General features: G+C 63.0%; 15 protein-coding genes. 11 read left to right on the top strand and 4 right to left on the bottom strand.

All coding sequences use genetic code 11. The annotated features are described in order from the left end of the window. Positions 1-82: 82 nt before the first annotated feature. Positions 83-988, bottom strand: coding sequence for a branched-chain amino acid ABC transporter permease (locus NKJ20_RS18180; RefSeq protein WP_352745837.1), 906 nt, complete (start codon positions 986-988; stop codon positions 83-85). Between the two features lie 140 nt (positions 989-1,128). Here NKJ20_RS18180 and NKJ20_RS18185 point away from each other — a divergent pair, with 140 nt between their 5' ends. From NKJ20_RS18185 to NKJ20_RS18235, 11 genes are all read left to right on the top strand, one after another. After that, positions 1,129-1,737, top strand: a complete 609-nt coding sequence (locus NKJ20_RS18185; RefSeq protein WP_352469881.1) for a CGNR zinc finger domain-containing protein — start codon at positions 1,129-1,131, stop codon at positions 1,735-1,737. After that, complete coding sequence (locus NKJ20_RS18190) at positions 1,730-2,260, top strand: hypothetical protein (RefSeq protein WP_352452209.1); 531 nt, start codon at positions 1,730-1,732, stop codon at positions 2,258-2,260. The genes NKJ20_RS18185 and NKJ20_RS18190 overlap by 8 nt, the downstream gene beginning before the upstream one ends. Before the next feature lie 225 nt (positions 2,261-2,485). Continuing rightward, positions 2,486-5,965 carry an indolepyruvate ferredoxin oxidoreductase family protein gene (locus tag NKJ20_RS18195; protein WP_352745840.1) on the top strand — a complete coding sequence of 1,160 codons (3,480 nt, stop codon included), beginning with the start codon at positions 2,486-2,488 and terminating at the stop codon, positions 5,963-5,965. A 152-nt stretch (positions 5,966-6,117) separates the two neighbouring features. Next, a complete protein-coding gene (locus NKJ20_RS18200) occupies positions 6,118-8,439 on the top strand; it encodes a putative bifunctional diguanylate cyclase/phosphodiesterase (RefSeq protein ID WP_352452207.1) in 2,322 nt (773 codons plus the stop codon). 150 nt (positions 8,440-8,589) lie between these two features. Next, positions 8,590-9,372, top strand: coding sequence for an N-acyl amino acid synthase FeeM domain-containing protein (locus tag NKJ20_RS18205; RefSeq protein WP_352745843.1), 783 nt, complete (start codon positions 8,590-8,592; stop codon positions 9,370-9,372). Between the two features lie 119 nt (positions 9,373-9,491). Then, positions 9,492-9,641, top strand: coding sequence for a DUF3096 domain-containing protein (locus NKJ20_RS18210; protein WP_013528205.1), 150 nt, complete (start codon positions 9,492-9,494; stop codon positions 9,639-9,641). 173 nt (positions 9,642-9,814) lie between these two features. Then, positions 9,815-10,039, top strand: coding sequence for an aa3-type cytochrome c oxidase subunit IV (locus NKJ20_RS18215; RefSeq protein WP_352522521.1), 225 nt, complete (start codon positions 9,815-9,817; stop codon positions 10,037-10,039). 80 nt (positions 10,040-10,119) lie between these two features. Continuing rightward, positions 10,120-11,394 carry a Re/Si-specific NAD(P)(+) transhydrogenase subunit alpha gene (locus NKJ20_RS18220; RefSeq protein WP_352745846.1) on the top strand — a complete coding sequence of 425 codons (1,275 nt, stop codon included), beginning with the start codon at positions 10,120-10,122 and terminating at the stop codon, positions 11,392-11,394. Continuing rightward, entirely contained in the window at positions 11,394-11,816 is a 423-nt protein-coding gene (locus tag NKJ20_RS18225; RefSeq protein WP_502894805.1) for an NAD(P) transhydrogenase subunit alpha part 2, read from the top strand. Before NKJ20_RS18220 ends, NKJ20_RS18225 begins: the two co-directional genes overlap by 1 nt. Positions 11,817-11,822: 6 nt before the next feature. Further along, complete coding sequence (locus tag NKJ20_RS18230; RefSeq protein WP_352745849.1) at positions 11,823-13,220, top strand: NAD(P)(+) transhydrogenase (Re/Si-specific) subunit beta; 1,398 nt, start codon at positions 11,823-11,825, stop codon at positions 13,218-13,220. Between the two features lie 92 nt (positions 13,221-13,312). Continuing rightward, positions 13,313-14,833, top strand: coding sequence for a hypothetical protein (locus NKJ20_RS18235; RefSeq protein WP_352745850.1), 1,521 nt, complete (start codon positions 13,313-13,315; stop codon positions 14,831-14,833). Positions 14,834-14,932: 99 nt separating this feature from the next. Here the strand turns inward: NKJ20_RS18235 and NKJ20_RS18240 are convergent, their stop codons facing one another. The 3 genes from NKJ20_RS18240 to NKJ20_RS18250 form a co-directional block, all read right to left on the bottom strand. After that, the gene (locus NKJ20_RS18240; protein WP_352745852.1) at positions 14,933-15,850 is read right to left on the bottom strand and encodes a hypothetical protein; all 918 of its coding nucleotides are present in this window, start codon (positions 15,848-15,850) and stop codon (positions 14,933-14,935) included. Between the two features lie 244 nt (positions 15,851-16,094). Next, entirely contained in the window at positions 16,095-18,566 is a 2,472-nt protein-coding gene (gyrB, locus tag NKJ20_RS18245; RefSeq protein ID WP_352745855.1) for a DNA topoisomerase (ATP-hydrolyzing) subunit B, read from the bottom strand. A 146-nt stretch (positions 18,567-18,712) separates the two neighbouring features. After that, the gene (locus tag NKJ20_RS18250) at positions 18,713-21,367 is read right to left on the bottom strand and encodes a caspase family protein (protein ID WP_352745857.1); all 2,655 of its coding nucleotides are present in this window, start codon (positions 21,365-21,367) and stop codon (positions 18,713-18,715) included. Positions 21,368-21,370 lie beyond the last annotated feature (3 nt).

Below are 21,370 nucleotides of genomic sequence, written 5' to 3' on the forward strand. Positions count from 1 at the left end.
ATGACGGGCGGCAAAATGCTGCCGCGTCCTTTGCATGTCCAAGGACATGCGGCGCTTTCACCCAAGCAAAGTCGGGTGCGGCTCAGGCGATCTTCTGTTGGTCGCGGCCGGTGCCGATCAGCACAAGCATGGCGACGAGGAACAGGTACATCCAGCCGTCCCGCCATTCGAGCGGGAAATAGCCGGCCCATAGCGATTCGGCCATGCCGAAAGCGGCGGCACCCAGTGCCGCCCGCAAAGGCGAGAGATAGCCGCCCACTGCGGTCACGAACAGGATTTTCAACCCGTAGACCAACCCTGTGCCGAAGCTGATGTTACCGTAGTAGAAGGCGGCGAGCACGCCGGCCAGTGCCGCGCAAAGGCCGCCGAAAAGCACCGCGTGCCGAAAAACCGCACGGACATCGACGCCGCACATCGCAGCCGCCTTGGGATCGTCGGATACGGCGCGCCAGCTCCGGCCGAAGCTCGAATATGCGAAGCCCCAGGCAGCCAGCGCCATGGCCGCCAGTACGGCGGCGCAATCGAGCAATTGGATCAGCGTCAACGTCGCCTTGAAGCTGGCATTCTGCGCGAAGACGATGGTCTGGGCCAGCATTGGCGGCAACCATAGGTCATGGGTATCGGCGGCGATGCGGCTGGCTTCCGACAAGACCAGCAATATGCCGAGCGTCGTCACCACGATGGCGTTGGGCGAGCGGTCGGCCAGCGGTTCGAAGATACTTCGCGACAGGACATGGCTGAGCAGCGCCGCATAAAGGAATGCCGCAGCTACGCCGAGCGCGACCGATGCAAACAGCGTCAGCCACAGCGCCTGATAGCCGAACGCCGCAGTGAGGATCATCGTATGCCCGCAAAAGGCGAACAGCGCGCCATAGGCAAGATTGGTACGGTGCAGGATGCCGTTGGTCAGCACGTAGCCGAAGGCAAGCAATGCGTAGAGCGCGCCCGAATGCAGCCCGTTCAGAACCTGCTGGAAGAAATAGAGCATGCAAGACCCTCTATGCATGCCCCGCAATTGGGGCAGAGGTTTGGGACGAACGATATTCTCAGTACGGCGATCGCCTCAGTGACGAGCGTTGCACCCGGAATCTAACTTGTCAAACGCGAGTTATCAGTTAGATTCGCCATATGACAGTATCCTGGACTCCGCACCGCTTTACCGGTGGCATGCTGGCGCTCGATACGGCGAACACCGTCGTTTTGCGGAACGATCCGGAGAAAACTTTCGACCGTTTCGACGATCCGGCCGAGATCGCCCGCTTTGCCGAAGCCGCGAGTGCCTTTCGCGCCGCCGAGCTCGGCGGCAGGCGGCTCGTAGCGCCGGCGCCTGAAAAGATCGCCCCGGTGGTGCTGTCGATCCGGGAGACGACCGATCGGCTGTTTCGCGGCGCGGTATCGAAAGGTGCGATCGCGACCGGCGATATGCCGAAATTCTTGGAAGCCTGCGCCGATGGCCTCGCTCATAGCCGCACCGAAATCGGCACGCCTGGAAAACCGTTCGGTGATCCGGCGACGCCGATTGCCTTCGAGGCCGCGCTTGCGGTCTCGGCGCTGTCGCTGCTGCGTAGCGACACCATCGCCAGGCTGCGGATATGTCCGAACTGCAGCTGGCTGTTTGTCGACAAAAGCCGCAATTCCAGCCGCCTCTGGTGCGACATGGCGGTGTGCGGCAACCGCCAGAAGGCAAACCGACACTATCGCCGCCGGACCGCGGCCAGGGAGGTCACCAATGTCTAGAAGATTCTCACGCGCAATGATTGTCGTCGCGGCGTTATTCGCGGCGGCCGCGCTCGGCGCCTGCCGTGATTCCGGCAAGGACCAGCTGTTCGCCATTTCCGGGAAGCTGTTCGAGTTCAACTACCGGCTGGGTATCGCCACCTATGTCATCACCCTCAATCCGCTGCGGCCGGTGGGTGAGGGGCAGGTCGCTGTGGTCTCCTTCCAGAACCCGGCCGGTGGTGATCCGATCATCGTCACCCAGAAAATATGGCCGAAGCTGCCGCATGTGACGCTCACCAGCCCGCCGCTTACCTGCGTTGTCAAGGACAAGCCCTATGCGGTGTCGATCCGCATCGAGGATTCCAGCGGCAAGTTGCTGCAGAGTTTCGCGACCACTCTGACGTCCTCGCTCGACCAGTCGGTCCTGCCCGACCGGCCTCTGGTGGTCGGGCCAGTCTACGAGCTCAACAAGGACTTGGCCGGCCATGTCGACGGCAAGCTGCCCGGTGAACCGAAGCCCAGTTGCCCAAAGGCTGCATGATGCATCACCAGCGGCACTGACCGCCGCCGGAATTTTTCATGCTCGGCCATCCTCCCCGACAGGCGTTTCGTGGCGCCACACGGCCGCGCACGGATCGTTTGTTGCGGACCGCCTGGCACCTTCGATTTTGTTTGACCTCCCCGGCAAGGGAAGAAAGACTGTGGGCACTCGACTCCGACGTTGGCCGCGCACCTCCAGGCGCGGCCTCCGCACAGGAAATGCCTGATGACGCTGCACAATGTCGCGCTCGACGACAAGTTCGACCTGGCAAAGGAGGGCATCTTCCTGTCGGGTGCCCAGGCAGTCATCCGCATGCTTCTGATGCAGCGCGAGCGCGACCGCCGGGCTGGCCTGAACACCGCCGGTTTCGTCTCCGGCTATCGCGGCTCGCCGCTCGGCGGCCTCGACATGCAGCTGTGGAAGGCCAGGAACCAGCTCGCGCAGTCGGACATCGTCTTCCAGCCCGGTCTCAACGAGGAGCTCGCCGCCACCGCCTGCTGGGGCTCGCAGCAGGCCGAATTGCTGGGCGAGGGTACCCATGACGGCGTTTTTTCGGTCTGGTACGGCAAGGGTCCGGGCGTCGACCGCTCCGGCGACGTGTTCCGCCACGCCAATCTCGCCGGGTCGTCGAAACATGGCGGCGTGCTGGCTCTGATGGGCGACGACCACATGGCCGAATCCTCGACCAACGCGCATGCCACCGAGTTCCTGTTCGTCGACACCATGGTGCCGATCCTTAATCCGGCCGGCGTCCAGGAGATCATCGACTACGGCCTTTACGGCTTTGCCATGTCGCGTTTTGCCGGCACCTGGGCGGCGATCAAATGCGTCAAGGACAACATCGAATCGACAGCCTCGGTCGATGCCGCGCTTGACCGGCTAGATATCGTCATTCCGGACTTCGACATGCCGCCCGGCGGCCTCAACATCCGTAACGAGATCGACATGCTCGGCCAGGAGGAGCGGTTGCATGAATACAAGCGCGCCGCCGCTTCTGCGTTCATCCACGCCAATGGGCTGAATCGGATCGTCTATTCGGGCGGCACCAGCGCCAAGCTTGGCATCGTCACCATCGGCAAGAGTTATCTCGATGTTCGCCAGGCGCTGGAGGATATCGGCGTCGACGAAGCGGCCGCCAGTCGTATCGGTATCAGGCTGTTCAAGGTCGGTTGCCCGTGGCCGCTCGACCTGCAACACATCGCCGACTTTGCTCGCGGCCTCGATACCATCGTCGTCGTCGAGGAGAAACGCTCGCTGATCGAGGTGCAACTGCGCGAGAACCTTTACGGCACCGCGACGCAGCCGGTCATCGTCGGCAAGAAGGACGAGCGCGGCGACTGGCTGTTCCCGGCCAAGGGCGCGCTCGACCCCAACGATATTGCCATCGCGCTCGGCGAGAGGATTTTGCGAACGATCGGCCCGTCGGAAGAAATCGCCGCGCGGGTGGCGAAGTTGCGCCAGTTCCAGGCGATGCTGGCCGACACGTCAGACATCGCCTCGCGCACGCCCTTCTTCTGCTCCGGCTGCCCACACAATTCCTCGACCAAGGTGCCGGACGGCTCGCTCGCCGCCGCCGGAATCGGCTGTCATTTCATGGCGCTGTGGATGGACCGCAACACCGTCGGCTTCACCGCCATGGGCGGCGAGGGCGCGCAGTGGGTCGGCCAGGCGCCGTTCTCGAAGCGCGAGCACATCTTCCAGAATCTGGGCGATGGCACTTACAACCACTCGGGTGTGCTGGCGATCCGCTTCGCGCTGTCGACCGACGCCAACATCACCTACAAGATCCTCTACAATGACGCCGTCGCGATGACCGGCGGGCAGCCGCACGAGGGCGGCCTGACGGTGGACATGATCGCAAGACAGGTGCGCGCCGAGGGCGTGGAGCGCATCGCCATCGTCACTGACGAGCCGGACAAATATACCGGCAAGGTGGAATTTCCCGCCGGCGCCACCATCCATCACCGCGACGACCTCGATCTCGTCCAGCGCGAGTTGCGTTCGGTCAAAGGCGTCTCGGTGCTGCTCTACGACCAGACCTGCGCCGCCGAGAAGCGTCGCCGCCGCAAGCGCGGCACGTTCCCCGATCCGGACAAGCGTATCTTCATCAACGAACTGGTCTGCGAAGGCTGCGGCGATTGCGGCGTGCAGTCGAATTGCGTCTCGATCCAGCCGGTCGAGACCGAATTCGGCCGCAAGCGCAAGATCGACCAGTCGAGTTGCAACAAGGACTTCTCTTGCGCCAACGGCTTCTGCCCCTCCTTCGTCACCGTTCATGGCGCCAAAATCAGGAAAGCCGAAGGCATAGCCGGCGCGGCCGACCCGCTCGCGGGGGTGCCGGCGCCGGCGCAATTTACGCTCGGTGAACAAGGCTGGGCGGCGATCATCGACGGTGTCGGCGGCACCGGCGTCGTCACAATAGGCGCGGTGCTCGGCATGGCCGCGCACCTGGAAGGCAAGGGCTGCGGCATGATCGACATGGCCGGCCTCGCCCAGAAGGGCGGCTCGGTGTTCACCCATGTCCGCATCGCCCGCACGCCGGACGACATCCACGCCATTCGGGTATCGGCCGGCAAGGCCGATCTCGTGCTCGGCTGCGATCTCGTCGTTTCGGGTGCCAAGAAGGTGTTGGCCGCGGTGTGCGAAGGCCATACCATCTTCCTCGCCAACACTGCCGAGATCATGCCGGGCGAGTTCGCCCGTTCGGCCGATTTCTCGCTGCCCGTCGAGCGGCTGAAGAAAGCGATAAGAACGGCCGCGGGCGACGACAGGACGCATTTCTTCGACGCTACCCGCACCGCCACTGCGCTGTTCGGCAGCTCGCTTGGTGCCAACATGTTCATGCTCGGATTCGCCTTCCAGCATGGCGGCTTGCCGCTGTCGGCGGAGGCGGTCGAGAAGGCGATCGAGCTCAACGGCGAGGCGGTAGCGATGAATGTCGCGGCATTTCGCTGGGGCCGCCGCGCCGCCCACCAGCCGGATTTCGTCCGCAGCCTTCTCGCCCAGCCGGGCAAGGCCACGCAGCATGCCGCCATTGCCGAGACGCTGGACGATATCATTGCTCGCCGCGTCGCCTTCCTGACCGCCTATCAGAACGCCGCCTATGGCAAGCGCTATGCCGACAGACTGGCGGCGCTGCGCAAGGCCGAAACCAATGCTGTGCCCGGGTCGACCGTGGTGACCGAGGCTGCCGCAAAGAACCTGTTCAAGCTGATGGCGATCAAGGACGAATACGAGGTGGCGCGGCTTTATACGGACGGCTCCTTTGCCGCAGAGCTCGCAAAGCAGTTCCAGAGCTACGGCAAGCTTGAATTCCATCTCGCACCGCCGATCATGGGCAGGCGCGGCAGTGACGGCAAGCCGAAGAAGTCGAGCTTTGGTCCGTGGATGATGAACGGGTTCCGCCTGCTGGCGGCGGTGAAGGGGCTGCGCGGTACCGCTTTCGACCTGTTCGGCTACAGCGCCGAGAGGCGTATGGAGCGGCAGCTTCTTGCCCTCTATGAAGCCGACCTGGAGCTTGTCGCCGGCGCGCTGGCGCCGGGCAAGATCGAGGCCGCCGCCGCGCTTGTCTCGGTGCCGGCGCTCATCCGCGGCTTTGGCCACGTCAAGCAGGCCAGTGCCGAAAAAGCCGCCGGCGAACGCCAGCGTCTGCTCGACCGCCTCTCGACGGCGCCGCTGCGGCCGCAACTTCAAGCCGCCGAATAATTCAGCGCCGTGATACGCCTTGTTTACCTGAACTGTAGTTTCCCTGCTTCCGCTGCGTCACCAATGAATGCCAATAGAGCCCGAACCGCTGCTCTAAACCTTTCTTAAGGCCAATGTGACACTGCTGGGTTCCCCAGGGTTGGGATCCAGGCGTGAATCTGAGACGAAAAAACGAGATTCCGGTCGACGTTTACATTCCGTTCGTGGAAACGCTGTTTCGCGACGGGTTCACGCTGTCGATCGGCCTTGTTGCGCAGACACTCCTCGTCATTCTGGTCTATTGGAAGACCATGGACTTGGCGTATCTTCTAGTTGCCGCTGGGCTCATCATTGTCGGTACCCTGCGCCTTCGCAACATCCGAAAATACGGGCGACTTCCTTCCCCGACGACGTGGGAAGAAGCCCATGATCGCGAAAACGATTACATAATTTTCGGTTCGATGCATGGTTTCATGCTTGGCGCGTTCTGTTTCGTCAGTATCTATCTGGCAAATGACAGCCACGACAACTATGCCGAAATAGCCTCTGTCTGCGTCACTCTGGCATCGGTCACGTCGATTGCCGGCCGCAATTATGGGTCGCCGCGCATGGTCATGATTTTTATCATAACCACCACATGGCCCATATCGCTTGGCTTTATCCTGCGCGGCGATATCTACCACATCATCCTCGGTCTGATGTCGGCCCCTTTTCTGTTTGCGATCAAGCGGTTCGCCGACATCGTCCGCGAAGTCCTGTTTACCGCCCTGTCGGAGGAAAAGAAGGCGAACCGCATCGCGCAGCGTTTCAACCGCGCGCTCAACACCATGTCGCATGGCCTTGTCATGCTTGGTCCCGACGGCCGGGTGGCGGTGGCCAATGCCGAAGCCGCGCACCTGATGTCGCTCAAATCGGCCGATGCGCTGCTAGGCCGCTCGATCCACGGTCTGCTGATGCGCGGCGCTGCAGGCGGCATGCTGGCGCCGAAAGATTGCCGTTACATCGAAGCCCAGCTGACGCGTGCGTTGCGCGAGGGCCGCGACCGCAAGGTCCTGGTCTCGCTCACCAACGGCCAGCACTATGAATTTTCGGCGCGCGAAGGCAGCCAGGAACTGGGCGTCGTCACTTTCGAGGATGTGACCGCTCGGGTCGAGGCGGAAGACAAGATCCGCTTCATGGCGCGCTACGACAGTCTCACCGGCCTGCCCAACCGCGCCTACTTCCACGAGTTGGTGGTGGAAGCCATGGCCTCAGGGGATCCCGAGCGTCTCTGCGGGCTGGTGGTGCTCGATCTCGATGATTTCAAGAGCGTCAACGACACGCTCGGCCATCCGGTCGGCGACGGATTGATCTACGCCGTTGCCGAGCGGCTGGCGGCAGTCGCTGGGCCAGGCATCACCGTCAGCCGCTTCGGCGGCGACGAGTTCATGATCTTCTTCGAGCGCATCGAGGATGAAAGCCACTTGACCGGCCAGGTTGATGAGATCTTTGTCAATCTACAGGGCGAGGTCGATGTCGCCGGCCACGGATTACGCATCCAGGCCAGCGGCGGCGCGGTGCTGTCGCGGGTCAAGGATACCGACGTTGACGCCATGATCGTCAAAGCCGACCTTGCACTCTACAAGGCCAAGGAGCTTGGCAAGAACGGTTGGCGGCTGTTCGAGGCCTCCATGGATGCTGCCTTCCGCAGCCGTCAGCTGATGAAGGCGGACCTGCGCAGCGCCGTGGAAAACAACGAATTGCGGGTGGTCTATCAGCCGATCGTGGCGATGAGCACGATGCGTATCGCCAGTTGCGAAGCGCTGTGCCGCTGGGATCATCCCGATCTCGGGCCGATTTCCCCCGGTATCTTTATTCCGCTGGCGGAGGAAATGGGGATTATTTCCGACATCAGCACCTTCGTCCTGCATGCGGCCTGCACGGAATGCGCCAAATGGCCGGCCCAGACCAGCGTGTCGGTCAATCTCTCGGCCAAGGATTTCCGCAACCGTGATGTCATCCAGAAGGTTCGCGACGCGCTGGCTGAATCCGGTCTCTCCGCCGGACGTCTGGAGATCGAAGTCACCGAGACGGCGCTGCTCGACGACAAGTCGCTGACACGCCAATATATCGAGGAGTTGAAGCGGCTCGGCGTGCGCATTGCGCTCGACGATTTCGGTACCGGGTATTCGAGCCTCAGCTATCTCCACAAACTGCCGCTCGACAAAATCAAGATCGACCGCTCGTTCCTGATGGATGTCACTCAGAACAGCCGGTCGCTCGAATTGCTCAAGGGCATCGTCAACCTGTCACGGCCGCTGGGACTTTCGGTTACCGTCGAAGGTGTCGAGACCTTCGAACAGCTCAAGATCCTGGCATTGCAGGTCAAGCCGGACCTGGTCCAGGGCTTTCTGTTCGGGTCGGCACTCAGCGCGTCCGGCATCGAGACGATGTCGAGCACCGTCTGGCCCTTCGCCAAGGACATCCAGACGGCAAGGAAGGCGCCGCGGCGCTGACTTCGCGCTGAAAAACCGCGTATTTTAGTATAATTTTATTAATTATTAACCTTAACGAGCGGTAAACGAGATCCTACTTATTTTCATCTTTACATCTCATGACCCGTCCGTAGTGTCGGCTGGTGGCGGTAATCGCGGGGAATAGAGTTCATGTGTGCCCAGTTGAGTTCGCTCGGCCATGCGGCGGGCGCTGGTGGGAAAGATGCGTCCGAGACCATGTCCAGCTTCGCGCAACATGTTTATGCGCTGCTTGACCGGACGGAGTACCGACGCTGTGAAAGCGGCGAGGACTTCGAAAGCATTTACAGGCTGCGCTACAATTCCTATCGGATGAACGATCTGGTGCCCGAGAATGCGTCCCGTCAGGTCCATGACGAGTTTGACGAACTGCCCAATTGCCATACGTTCGGAATCTACATCGAGGGGCGGCTGGTCAGCACAATGCGCCTGCATAACGTGTCTGCTGATAACGCCACATCACCAGCGCTCAGCGTCTACAAGGACTTGTTGATGCCGCGTCTGGCGGCCGGCGAAGTCTTTATCGACCCGAGCCGTTTTGCCGTGGACGCCGAATGGTCACGGCTTTACCCGCAGATCCCGTATCTGACGCTGCGCCTTGCGGGCATGGCTTGCTTCCATTTCGGCGCGCCTTATTGCATATCCATGATCCGCGAGGACCATGCGGCTTTCTACAAGCGCATCTATCGGGCGCGACCGATTGGCGATGCGCGGCCCTATGCCGGCGTGATCAACTGTTTCGCGCTGCTTTATCAAGCCGATGTCCTGGCGATCAAGAATGAAACCTACGCTCGCTTTCCGTTCTTCCGTTCGACGCCAATGGAGCAGCGCATGTTGTTCGATACGCCCGGTGCCGGCGAACTCGCCCCGCTGACCATCCTGCCCACCGCCAAGTATTTTCGCGAAGCCGCCTGAACGAGCCCATGGAGCCTTCCGGTCGCTTCGGCGTTCTGGGCAAGGGTGCTGGTGGTAGGTCGGCATGGCCGGCATCCGCCAAGCATCGCTTCGATAGCGATCCGATCAAAGGAACCGATATGACCATTTCCACGCTCGCCCTTACCCCGCTTATCTCGCTGATTGCAGGCGTGCTGATCCTGGTGATGCCGCGGCTGCTCAATTATATCGTCGCCCTTTATCTGATCGTTGTCGGCCTGCTCGGTCTGTTCCCGCATCTCGCCGGCTAACGACATCGGCAATAGCGGACCTGCCATCCATTGTGGTAGGTATCGCCGCGCTTCGCGCAGCGATTTCCAGTTTCGCTTGAGACAGTTGGCTGCGGCGATGCGGCAATAGTGCCATTGCCCTTAACGCGGCTTTTCGCTATGTGCCTGAAAGATGTCTTCGAAGGGGTATTCCTATGGCTGAACACACGCCGACCGGTCCTGTCGAACTGGGCGCGAAGATGGACTATGCCGAGCACGACCGCACCTATGCCGGCTTTGTGATGCTGGCCAAATATGGGTCGCTATTTTGCGCCGCCGTGCTTCTGGCCATGGCGTTCGGCTTCTTTGTGGGCGGCTTCTTCTCGGGGACTATCCTGTTCGTTCTGATCCTGGCCGTCGGCGCCTTTATTCTCCGATAACTCCTCCAACCTTTGTCGAGGGCGCCGCCGGGGGCCGGCCGGCGTCTTGGGTAACGGGTTCCGGCCGAAAGGATCATGCGGTGGGACAGACGGTTTTCATCCCTCGTGAGCTTGACGCGAACGAGCCGCGCGTCGCGGCCTCGCCCGACACGGTGAAGCGGCTGGCGGCACTGGGTTTCGACGTGATTGTCGAAACCGGCGCCGGCACTGCGTCGCGCATTCCCGACGAGGAGTTCGCCCGGGTGGGCGCCGCGATCGGCAAGGCCGGCGATGCAGCCAGGGCCGATGTCGTGCTGAAGGTGCGCCGCCCCATGGACGCCGAGCTGAAGGGCTACAAGTCCGGCGCCGCTGTCATCGCGATCATGGATCCCTACGGCAACGACGCTGCCGTCGCTGCCCTTGCCAAGGCCGGTGTTACTGCCTTCTCCATGGAGTTCATGCCGCGCATCACCCGCGCCCAGTCGATGGACGTTCTATCCAGCCAGGCCAACCTCGCCGGCTATCAGGCGGTGATCGATGCCGCTGCCGAATATGACCGGGCGTTACCGATGATGATGACGGCGGCCGGCACGGTACCGGCAGCGAAGGCGTTCGTCATGGGCGTCGGCGTCGCCGGTCTGCAGGCCATCGCCACCGCGCGCCGCCTCGGCGCCGTGGTCACCGCCACCGACGTGCGCCCGGCCGCCAAGGAGCAGGTCGCCTCGCTCGGCGCAAAATTCCTGGCCGTCGAGGACGAGGAGTTCAAGGCGGCCGAGACGGCCGGCGGCTACGCCAAGGAAATGTCGAAGGGGTACCAGGCCAAGCAGGCGGCGCTGACCGCCGAGCACATCGCCAAGCAGGACATCGTCATCACCACGGCGCTGATCCCCGGCCGTCCGGCGCCGAAGCTGGTCTCGGCAGCAATGGTCGCCTCGATGAAACCCGGCTCGGTGATCGTCGACCTCGCGGTCGAGCGCGGCGGCAATGTCGAGGGCGCCGAAGCCGGCAAGGTGGTGACCACGGCCAACGGGGTAAAGATCGTCGGCCATCTCAACGTTCCCGGTCGCGTCGCCGCCTCCGCCTCGCTTCTCTATGCCAGGAACCTCTATGCCTTCCTCGAGACGCTGGTCGACAAGGCGGCGAAGACGCTTGCCATCAACCACGACGACGAACTGGTCAAGGCAACGATGCTGACCGATGCTGGCAAGATCGTGCATCCGGCTTTCGCAAAGGCTGAGCAGGAGCCGCCAAAGGGCCAATATGTCGAGCCACCGGCCATTCCGGCCAGGACGATGGTTGCCGAGGCTTCGGCGAAGCCGGCTGCGAAGAAAACGGCCGCTTCGAGGAAGCCCAAGACCACCGGAGGGATCGCGTGATGGATCAGACTCTGCAGAAAGCCCTCGACCAGCTCGACCAGGCGACAGCTGCCGTGCGGCTCGCGGTGCAGAACCTGGCGGCCGCGCCCGGCACCGAGGCGGCGGGTGACGCCGCTCACGCGCTGTCCGGCGGTGCCATCGATCCCTTCGTCTTTCGCTTCGCCATCTTTGTCCTGGCGATCTTCGTCGGCTACTACGTCGTGTGGTCCGTCACGCCGGCACTGCACACGCCGCTGATGGCGGTCACCAACGCCATTTCCTCGGTCATCGTCGTCGGCGCGCTGCTGGCCGTCGGCATCTCGGCCTCAGGGCTTGCCACCGGCTTCGGCCTCGTTGCGCTGATGCTGGTATCGGTCAACATCTTCGGCGGCTTCCTCGTCACCCAGCGCATGCTGGCCATGTACAAGAAGAAGGAAAAGTAGGCCGCTATGAACGCCAACTTCGCCTCCTTTCTCTATCTGGTCTCCGGCATCCTGTTCATCCTGGCATTGCGCGGCCTGTCGCATCCGACCACCAGCCGCCAGGGCAACATGTACGGCATGATCGGCATGGGCATCGCCATCGCCACGACGCTGGCGCTGGCGACCCCTTCGGCCGGGCGCTTCGGCCTCATAGTGCTCGGGCTGCTGATAGGCGGCTCGGCCGGTGCGGTCACGGCACGGCGCATTGCCATGACCTCGATGCCGCAGCTGGTCGCCGCCTTCCACTCGCTGGTCGGTCTTGCAGCGGTCATGGTGGCGGCCGCCGCCATCTATGCACCGGAAAGCTTCGGCATCGGCACCGTCGCCGATATTCATGCCCAGGCACTGATCGAGATGAGCCTCGGCGTTGCCATAGGTGCCATCACCTTCACCGGCTCGGTCATCGCCTTTTTGAAGCTCGACGGCCGCATGTCGGGCAAGCCGATCATGATCGGTGGCCGCCACTTCATCAACGCGGCCCTGGGCATTGCGCTGATCGTGCTGATCGTGCTGCTCGTCACCGCCGAGTCCAAGGTGGTGTTCTGGCTGATCGTTGCCGCCTCGCTGGTGCTGGGTGTGCTTCTCATCATCCCGATCGGTGGCGCCGATATGCCGGTGGTCGTGTCGATGCTGAATTCCTATTCGGGCTGGGCCGCGGCCGCCCTGGGCTTCACGCTCGGCAATCTGGCGCTGATCATCACCGGCGCGCTGGTCGGCTCGTCGGGCGCCATCCTGTCTTACATCATGTGCAAAGGCATGAACCGGAGCTTCATCTCGGTCATCCTCGGCGGCTTCGGCGGCGAGACATCAGCCATTGCCAACGACGGCATCGAGCGCACGGTCAAGCAGGGCTCGGCCGAGGATGCCGCCTATCTGATGATGAATGCTCAAAAGGTCATCATCGTGCCGGGCTACGGCATGGCCGTCGCCCAGGCGCAGCACGCCCTGCGCGAGATGGCCGACAAGCTCAAGGCCAACGACGTCGACGTCAAATACGCCATCCACCCGGTTGCCGGCCGCATGCCCGGCCACATGAACGTGCTCTTGGCCGAAGCCAACGTGCCTTATGACGAAGTGTTCGAGCTGGAGGACATCAACTCTGAGTTCGCGCAGGCCGACGTCGCCTATGTCATCGGGGCCAATGACGTCACCAATCCCTCGGCTCGTGACGACAAGTCCTCACCTATCTACGGCATGCCAATCCTCGACGTCGACAAGGCGCGCACTTGCCTGTTCGTCAAGCGCTCGCTCGGCTCCGGCTATGCCGGCATCGACAACACGCTGTTCTACAAGGACGGCACCATGATGCTGCTCGGCGACGCCAAGAAGATGACCGAGGAGATCGTCAAAGCGATGGATCACTGAAACGGCGTCGCTGCCAACTCACTGCCGATCGTCGAATACAGCCCGGCTCCGCGCCGGGCTTTTTCTTGGCTGTTCCCGGTTCTGAAGCTACGATGCCGACCCGTCGTCTTGCTAACGGCGTCATCGTGGAGGTGCTGGTGCCCGACCCTGGTTCTGCTGCATCGCCGGCCGCCGATCTGACCGCAGCAGAGAAGGCGCCACGCAAGCGCAGCCAGGCGGTAGTGGTCGTGCACGGCATGGGCGAGCAGCGGCCCATGGACACGTTGAGGGAGTTTGTCCAGGCCGTATGGAGCCACGATCCGGCCCGTGCACCGTTCTATGCCCATGTCCCCGATCCGGCCGACCCGATGGGTGCGAAGATCAACCAGAGCTGGATCACGCCCGACAGCCGGACCAATTCGCACGAACTCCGCCGGATCACCACGCCCTATGATGTCGATGGCCGCCGCACCGATTTCTACGAGCTTTACTGGGCCGATATCACCCAGGGCACGACCCGAAGCCGCCTTGCTGCCTGGGTGACGACCCTGCTCTGGCGCAAGCCGGCCGATATTCCGCGCGATGTGCTCAAACTCTATGTCGTCACGCTTTTGGCCACCATCGTCGTCCTTGGCGCGGCGCTGGCGCTCGCAACGTCGACCTGGCAAGGCTACATCTCCTGGACGACCGGTGTGCTTGTCACGGTTCTGGCGTCGTTCGTCATCTGGTCGGTGGACCAGTTTGGCTTGCCTTATTTCGGCGACGTTGCCGCCTATGTGCGGGCCGAAGCGGCAACGGTCGAGAAGCGGGCGCTGGTCCGCGAGCGTGGCCTCAAGCTGCTGAAGCGTCTCATGATGGACGATGCCTATGACCGCATCGTGCTGGTCTCGCACAGCCTCGGGTCGATCATCGCCTATGATCTGTTGCAGATATTGTGGGCCGATTTCAGGCCTAGAAAGTTGGAAGCCATTCGCGACAAAGCGAGGCTGAAGGCGATCCACGTCGTCGACAAGGCGACGCTGGCCGCCGATGCCTCCGCTTGGCCCGACAGCCTCGATGACCTCCCCGCATTCCGGCGCAGCCAATGGGAGCTCTACCGGCAGCTTCGCGTCGGCGACGCCGATCATCCGCTGCCGTGGAAGATCAGCGATTTCGTCACGCTCGGCAGTCCGCTGACCCACAGCGAGTTTCTGGTGACCTACAACCTCGCCGAATTCAGGCGCGGCATCGCCGAGCGCCTGTTTTCGGCATGCCCGCCGATCGCCGACAGGGCGGCGGGCGGGACCATGCTCTACCAGGAAGGGCGCAGCCATTCCGGCAAGCCGCAGCGGGCGGTGCATCATGGCGCGGTGTTTGCCGCGACGCGCTGGACCAATATTTTCGACAGGGGCAATGGCTGGCTGACCGGCGACCCGATTTCAGGGCGGATGACGGAAAATTTTGGTCCCGGCGTGGAAAACATCCAGGTCGAGCTGCGCGGCTCGGGCGGCCGCGTCTTCACGCACAGGCTCTACTGGTCGCTGACGGCGAGCGGCGTCGAGGTCAACGCGCCGGCCGGCGTACAACCGCGCTCGCACCTTGCCGTGCTGCGCGATGCGGTCGATCTCGGCCGCAAACTGGAAGCTGAGCTGTAGGCGGCGAGCAGCGCACGACAATGCCGCGGCGGCAGTTCAAAGCAAGGTCCCCTTCGGACGCAATCTTCCCGAAGCGGACCGAGTTCGCTTAGTCACCGATCAACGATTGGTCAGGAAAATCGCTTCCTCGTCGTCGCGCTGCCTGCCGCCAAGTGCTGCAGCCGCGCTGGCAATGAAGGCCCCGACGACCAGCGACAGCGCGCCAATCAGCGAGAAGGTGGCGCCTGCCTTTCTGGCGGTGTCGGCCGCCTGCTGGGCCTTGACCTTGGCGTCCTGCGCTCTGGCGATTACCGCATCGACGCGAGCGGTGGCATCCGCTTCGGACAGGCCTGTGCGGGCGGCCACCAGCCGCGACAGATAGGTCTTGTCGTCGGCCGATATTTCGCCTGCTGCGGCACTCGCGACTAGAATGCGCGATGCCTGCGCCGTTGCCGCAGCGTCGCTCTCCGGATTGGCGGCAGCGAGCCTTGCCGGATCGGCCGGGCGGAACAGCGTATCGACGAAATACGATGTGGCGTTGTCTGTCGAGGCGCTACCCGCGTTTGCAGCAGCACCTGCCGAAGCGCCAATTGCCGCGCCCGATGCCACAGTCGAAGCAGCCTGGACACCGGTACCTATCGCGGCCGAAAGCGCCGTGCCGAGCACGCCGGCGACGAGCAGCGTCGCCAGCGCCCAGGCCAGGAAGCCGTGAGCGGTATCGCGGAAGAAGACTTCATCGGTGTGGATGCCGACCCATTTGGTGCGCAGGCGTCCGGCGAGGTAGCCGCCCAGGGCCGACGACAGCCACTGCACGACGATCAGCCAGACGGCGGTGGAAACGGCGAAAGTCGTGACTGACGCACCCGAGCCGGACCATGGCGACACCATGCTCAGCCCAAGCCCGGAGCCGAGCAGCATCAAGATGAAGGTAAGCGTTGACGCAGCAAAGGCGCCGGCGACGATTGGCCCCCAACTGACAGCAGTGGAAGCGGATTCCGTCGGGGCGGAAACGTCGACAGCTGTTACGGTGGACTGCATCGAAGCCTCCCTACCGTGCGAACAGCATGATCAGAATAATGATCGGAATTGGGACTCCGAGAAGCCAGAGCAAAATGCCACGTCCCATGGATGCCTCCTGCGGCGATTGTGATCAACTACAATGCCTTGAAAGCCTTTCCGTTCCGGCGGTCCTGGTGATCTTTGTTGCGTTGCAGCAGTCGTATTGGTGCGCCAAGGCGCACCAATACACTTCAGCCTGCTGGCTGGGTATCTGGATGGCGGCTCAGATGTCCAGATTGGCAACCGACAGCGCGTTTTCCTGGATGAATTCGCGCCTTGGCTCGACCTCGTCGCCCATCAGCCGTGAAAACAAGCTGTCCGCATCAGTCGCGTCATTGACCTTGACCTGTAACAGCGAGCGCACATTCGGGTCGAGCGTCGTTTCCCAGAGCTGCTCGGCGTTCATTTCGCCAAGGCCCTTGTAGCGCTGCATGGTCAGGCCCTTGCGGCCGGTGGCAAACACGGCATTGAGCAGTGCCAGCGGCCCCGAAATGGTTTCCGAGACATCCTTGCGGCGCAGCACCGGCGGCTCGCCGTAGATTTCCGCCAGGCGCGGCGCATAGCGGTCGAGCTGGCGTGCGTCGGCGGAATTGATCAGCGCCAGGTCGAGATGCGCGAACTCCTTGACGCTGCGCACCGTTCGCTCGAAGACATAGCCGCCAATGCCCTCGTTCGAGGTCGACATGCGGCCGATCCAGCCGCGCTCGGTGTCCTCGGCGATAATGTCGAGACGACGGGCAACACGCTCGGCCGTCTCGTTGGCGCGGCGGAGGTCGGTGAATATCTCCGGGTTGAGCGCGCCGGCAATCGCTGCCTGCTCGACCACGCCTCTGTCATAGCGCGTGTGCAATCCGTTGATGAGCTGGCGGACAGCCAAGGCGTCGTCGATGGCACTGCGCAGGTCCTGCCCGGCCCGCACCTCGCCTGTGCTGAGCGCAAGCGACGCTTCTTCCAGCCCGGAGCCGATCAGGAATTCCTCGAAGGCGGCTTCGTCCTTGATGTATTGCGAGCTCTTCCCGCGCGTCACCTTGTAGAGCGGCGGCTGCGCGATGTAGAGATGACCGCGTTCGATCAGTTCCGGCATCTGGCGGAAGAAGAAGGTCAGCAGCAAGGTGCGGATGTGGGCGCCGTCGACATCGGCGTCGGTCATCAGGATGATCTTGTGGTAGCGCAGCTTGTCGGCGTTGAACTCGTCCTTGCCGATCGAGGTGCCGAGCGCGGTGATCAGCGTGCCGATCATGTCGGAGCCGAGCATGCGGTCGAAGCGGGCGCGCTCGACATTGAGGATCTTGCCGCGCAGCGGAAGAATGGCCTGGTTCTGGCGCGAACGGCCGCCCTTGGCCGAGCCGCCGGCGCTGTCGCCTTCGACGATAAAGATCTCGGATTTCGCCGGATCGCGCTCCTGGCAATCGGCCAGCTTGCCGGGCAGCGAGGTGACGCCGAGCGAACTCTTGCGGGTGATGTCGCGTGCCTTGCGCGCGGCTTCCCGCGCGGCAGCGGCCTGGATGACCTTCTCGATGACCGCCTTGCCCTCGGTCGGGTGCTCCTCGAGCCAGGTGCCGAGCGCTTCGTTGACAAGCCCTTCGACCACCGGGCGGACCTCGGACGACACCAGCTTGTCCTTGGTCTGCGAGGAGAATTTCGGGTCGGGAACCTTGACCGACAGCACCGCGGTCAGCCCTTCGCGGCAATCATCGCCGATCAGCGCCACTTTTTCCTTCTTGGTCAGGCCCGAGGAGTCGCCATAGCCGGTTATCTGGCGCGTCAGCGCACCGCGGAAGCCTGCCAGATGCGTGCCGCCGTCGCGTTGCGGGATGTTGTTGGTGAAGGCCAGCACGTTTTCATGGTAGCTGTCGTTCCACCACATGGCGACTTCGACCGTGATGCCGTCGCGCTCGGCGCGGATCGAGATCGGCTTGTCGAGCAACGGCTTCTTCGTCCGGTCGAGATATCGGACGAACTCTTCCAGCCCGCCATCGTAGTGCAGTTCATGGCGCACGATGTCGGCATGGCGGGCATCGGTCAAAACGATGCGCACGCCGGAGTTCAGGAAGGCGAGCTCGCGCAGCCGATGCTCCAGCGTACCGTAGTCGAATTCGACCATGGTGAAAGTCTCGGACGACGGCAAAAACGTGATTTCGCTGCCGCTGCGCCCTTCATAGGTGCCGGGGACCTTGTCTTGTTCATAACTGCCGGTGATGCGCAGCGGCGCGTCGGCATTGCCATGCGTGAAACTCATCTCGTAGATATGGCCGTTGCGGCGGATCTTCAGTTTCAGCCAGGCCGACAGGGCGTTAACGACCGACACGCCGACGCCGTGCAGGCCGCCTGAGACCTTGTAGGAGTTCTGGTCGAACTTGCCGCCGGCATGCAGCTGCGTCATGATCACTTCGGCCGCTGAAATGCCTTCGCCGGTGTGGATATCGGTCGGAATGCCGCGGCCATTGTCGATGACCGTCACCGATCCGTCCGGATTGAGCGTCACCGTCACCAGGTCGGCATGGCCGGCCAGTGCTTCGTCGATGGCGTTGTCGACGACTTCATAGACCATGTGGTGCAGGCCCGAGCCGTCGTCGGTATCGCCGATATACATGCCCGGCCGCTTGCGAACGGCATCCAAGCCCTTCAAAACCTTGATGGAATCGGCGCCGTATTCGGCTTCAACGCCGTTGGCGATGTCGGTCTGGTCGCTCATGAAAACCTGTCTGATTGATGCCGTGTGCAGAGCGCGAAAAATCGGCTTCGAATCGCGCATTCCTAATGTCGTAGATATAGGCGCAAAAGGCGGTTTTTCCAAGGTTTGCAGGCATTTCGGAACGGAATGACCATCGCGTGAGCCGGCTACCGGCGCCTGGCTTCGATCCTGGCCAGCCGCTCACGTAAAAACTTGATCATGAACTTGTGGCGCGGTGCCAACCGCCCGCTCCGGTCGAGCTCGAGCGTCATGTCGAGCGCCTTGGAAAGCACAGCCTTCGGGTCCTTTGCGACTTGGGCGTAGTCGATATAGGCGACCACCAGGTCGCGCTGCCAGGTGGCGTTGTCCGGATCGGACCGGGCAAGTTTCTCGCGAATGGCCAGGCTGTTCTGAAGGGCTTGCCGGGCGCCCCTGACGTCGCGCTGCCTGAGGCGCAGCGTGGCGACTTCGGACAGCGTTATCGACAAGTCCCGCTGCCAGTCGGAATTGACGGGATCGAGCTTGGCCAGCCTCTGCGCAATCGCGTAGCTGTCCAGATAGGCGTTCAGCGCGCCTTTGTGGTCGCCCTGTATCGCCAGGACGCCGGCGACTTTCTCGATGCACACGGACAGGTCGCGCTGCCATTCGGTGTTGTTCGGGTCGCCGGCGGCGAGCGCGCTGGCCTGGGAAAGTGCCTCACGATAAGCCGAAAGTGCCGCCGGCCAATTCTGCTGGTCGCTCAGCGCATTGCCGATCTTGGCGTTGCCGACCGACAGGTCGCGCTTCAACTCGGTGTCGTCCGGATCGCGTTTCGCCAGTTGTTTGACGATCGCCAGACCTTCCTTGTAGGCCGCCAGCGCCCCGGCGGCGTCGCCGCGTTCGCGCAGCAGGTCGCCTATCGTATCGTGGCTGACCGAGACGTCACGCTGCCGGTCGGCGTCGCCCGGTTTGTCCGCCGCCAGCGCCAGCCGCACCTTCAGGCTCTCTTCATAGGCCGCCTGTGCGTTTTCCAGTTGGCCTGCGATATGGGCAAGGTGACCGATCTCATCGTAGGTGATGGTCAGGTCGCGCTGCAGTTCGGCACGGTCGGGCTCTCCGGCGGCGAGCTGCTTCTTGATGGACAGGCTTTCCTGGTAGACCTCTGCGGCGCCGGCCAGATCGCCTTGCGTCGCCAATACGTTGCCGATCTTGTCGTCGGCCATGGCGAGGTCGCCGAACCACTCCAGATCGTCCGGTTCTGCCTCGGTCAGGCCCTGCAGAATGGTCTTGGCGGTCTCATAATTCTGCAGCGCTGACGGCAGATTGCCTTGCGCCATCCGCACGTTGCCCAGCTTGACGTGGCTGACGGCGAAGTCGCGCTTCACGTTGGGATCGGTTTCATGATGCGACCGCCGCTCGAGATCGGCTTGCAGCGCCTCGAAGGCACGGCCAGCCGCATCGATATTGCCGACCGTGGTATAGAGCTTGCCGAGCTCGTCCAGCGTGCGGATCAAGCGGTCGGCGTCGTCGAGCGACAGCACAACCTGTCCGGCTTCGCCATAAAGCGCGAGCACGGATTCATAGTCCCTGATGGCTGTGGCGTAGTCGAGGTCGGCGCGCGCGGCCCCGCCGAACAGATAGCGCGTTGCGGCCTCGGAGAGCGTGCGGCTGACGAAATTGGCCTTCAGCGCGTTGCGCGAGACATTGTCGATCTCGGCTGCCTCGGCGAGCTTTTTACGCGCGGCATCGAACGCTCCCAGCGAAAGCTGCTCTTCGGCCTGCCGGCGCAACGCTGCCACCCGCAGATCGTCGGAGCCAAGCGTCTGCATTTCGCTCCGCACCTTGACGAAGGCGTCGGCTGCCTCACGCAGCCTGGCGTTCAGACTGTCCGCGGAGAGGTGGCCGGCATCGGAACTGATCAACGCGCCATAGAGCGGTGCCAGCGGCATGTCGGCGTCGCTGGCGATCTTCTCCACTTCGCCGCGCATCGCGGGCGTCACCTCGGCCATGGCCAGCAACAGGCGTTCGCGTTCCGGCAATTTCTCCTTGGCCGAGGCGGCAAAGAACAGCTGCGGCAGGCCGCTCTCGACATAGGGCAATTGCTTGCCGCGCGAGAGGTCGTAGACCTCCTGCTGCACGAGCGTCAGCACGGAGCGGATCTCGAGACCTTCGGTGCCGAGGTATTTCGTCAGCGCCGCGGTAAACGGCGAATTCTGGTCCGTCCCATCCGCGGCGGTCTCGCCGGGCGCCGCCGAGAAGGCAAACAGGATGTTTTCTGCCCGCCCGATGCGGCCAAGACCCGGCCGGACCTTGTCGCTGACCTCTTTTACCAGCGCCGTTGCGCCGCGGCCTTCGCCGCCCGTAGCCGCAAACGGATCGCTGCGGCAGGCATCGAGCACGATCAGTCCGACCTTGCTGGTGGCGGCGACGGTCGCGCGGATCTCCTCCAGCGGCAGGCTGGTCCTTTCCAGCGTAGCGAGCGACGACGCGTCTGCATCGACCGGCAGGAGCCGATTCTCGCCGGCTATCTCGACGCCGTGGCCGGAGAAGAACACCAGCGCCACGTCGGCGCCTTTGGCATCCTCGCGGAAATCGTCGAGCGCCCGGCGCATGCGCCGCAGGTCGCGGTTGGTTTCGAGGAAGACCTCGAAACCAAGCTTCCTCAGCACCGTTTCCATGACCTCACCGTCATTGACGGGATTGGCGAGCGGCCGGATCAGCCGATAGTCGTTCTCGGCGATGACCAGCGCAACGCGCCGCTCCGCCGCAGCAGCGGAACCGGTCGAGAGGATCAGCAGCAAGGCAAACAGAAGACGCAAATCGAACCGCCCCGGCTCGGTCATTTG

The organism is Mesorhizobium sp. M0185, assembly GCF_040322175.1.
Lineage (GTDB): Bacteria > Pseudomonadota > Alphaproteobacteria > Rhizobiales > Rhizobiaceae > Mesorhizobium.

Excerpts from the sequence above, each read along its gene's own strand:
- NKJ20_RS18235 (WP_352745850.1), top strand. The coding sequence starts at position 13,313 with ATGCCGACCCGTCGTCTTGCTAACGGCGTCATCGTGGAGGTGCTGGTG.
- NKJ20_RS18195 (WP_352745840.1), top strand. The coding sequence starts at position 2,486 with ATGACGCTGCACAATGTCGCGCTCGACGACAAGTTCGACCTGGCAAAG.
- NKJ20_RS18205 (WP_352745843.1), top strand. The coding sequence starts at position 8,590 with ATGTGTGCCCAGTTGAGTTCGCTCGGCCATGCGGCGGGCGCTGGTGGG.
- NKJ20_RS18215 (WP_352522521.1), top strand. The coding sequence starts at position 9,815 with ATGGCTGAACACACGCCGACCGGTCCTGTCGAACTGGGCGCGAAGATG.
- NKJ20_RS18190 (WP_352452209.1), top strand. The coding sequence starts at position 1,730 with ATGTCTAGAAGATTCTCACGCGCAATGATTGTCGTCGCGGCGTTATTC.
- gyrB (WP_352745855.1), bottom strand. The coding sequence starts at position 18,566 with ATGAGCGACCAGACCGACATCGCCAACGGCGTTGAAGCCGAATACGGC.
- NKJ20_RS18250 (WP_352745857.1), bottom strand. The coding sequence starts at position 21,367 with ATGACCGAGCCGGGGCGGTTCGATTTGCGTCTTCTGTTTGCCTTGCTG.
- NKJ20_RS18240 (WP_352745852.1), bottom strand. The coding sequence starts at position 15,850 with ATGCAGTCCACCGTAACAGCTGTCGACGTTTCCGCCCCGACGGAATCC.
- NKJ20_RS18225 (WP_502894805.1), top strand. The coding sequence starts at position 11,394 with ATGGATCAGACTCTGCAGAAAGCCCTCGACCAGCTCGACCAGGCGACA.
- NKJ20_RS18210 (WP_013528205.1), top strand. The coding sequence starts at position 9,492 with ATGACCATTTCCACGCTCGCCCTTACCCCGCTTATCTCGCTGATTGCA.
- NKJ20_RS18230 (WP_352745849.1), top strand. The coding sequence starts at position 11,823 with ATGAACGCCAACTTCGCCTCCTTTCTCTATCTGGTCTCCGGCATCCTG.
- NKJ20_RS18180 (WP_352745837.1), bottom strand. The coding sequence starts at position 988 with ATGCTCTATTTCTTCCAGCAGGTTCTGAACGGGCTGCATTCGGGCGCG.
- NKJ20_RS18185 (WP_352469881.1), top strand. The coding sequence starts at position 1,129 with ATGACAGTATCCTGGACTCCGCACCGCTTTACCGGTGGCATGCTGGCG.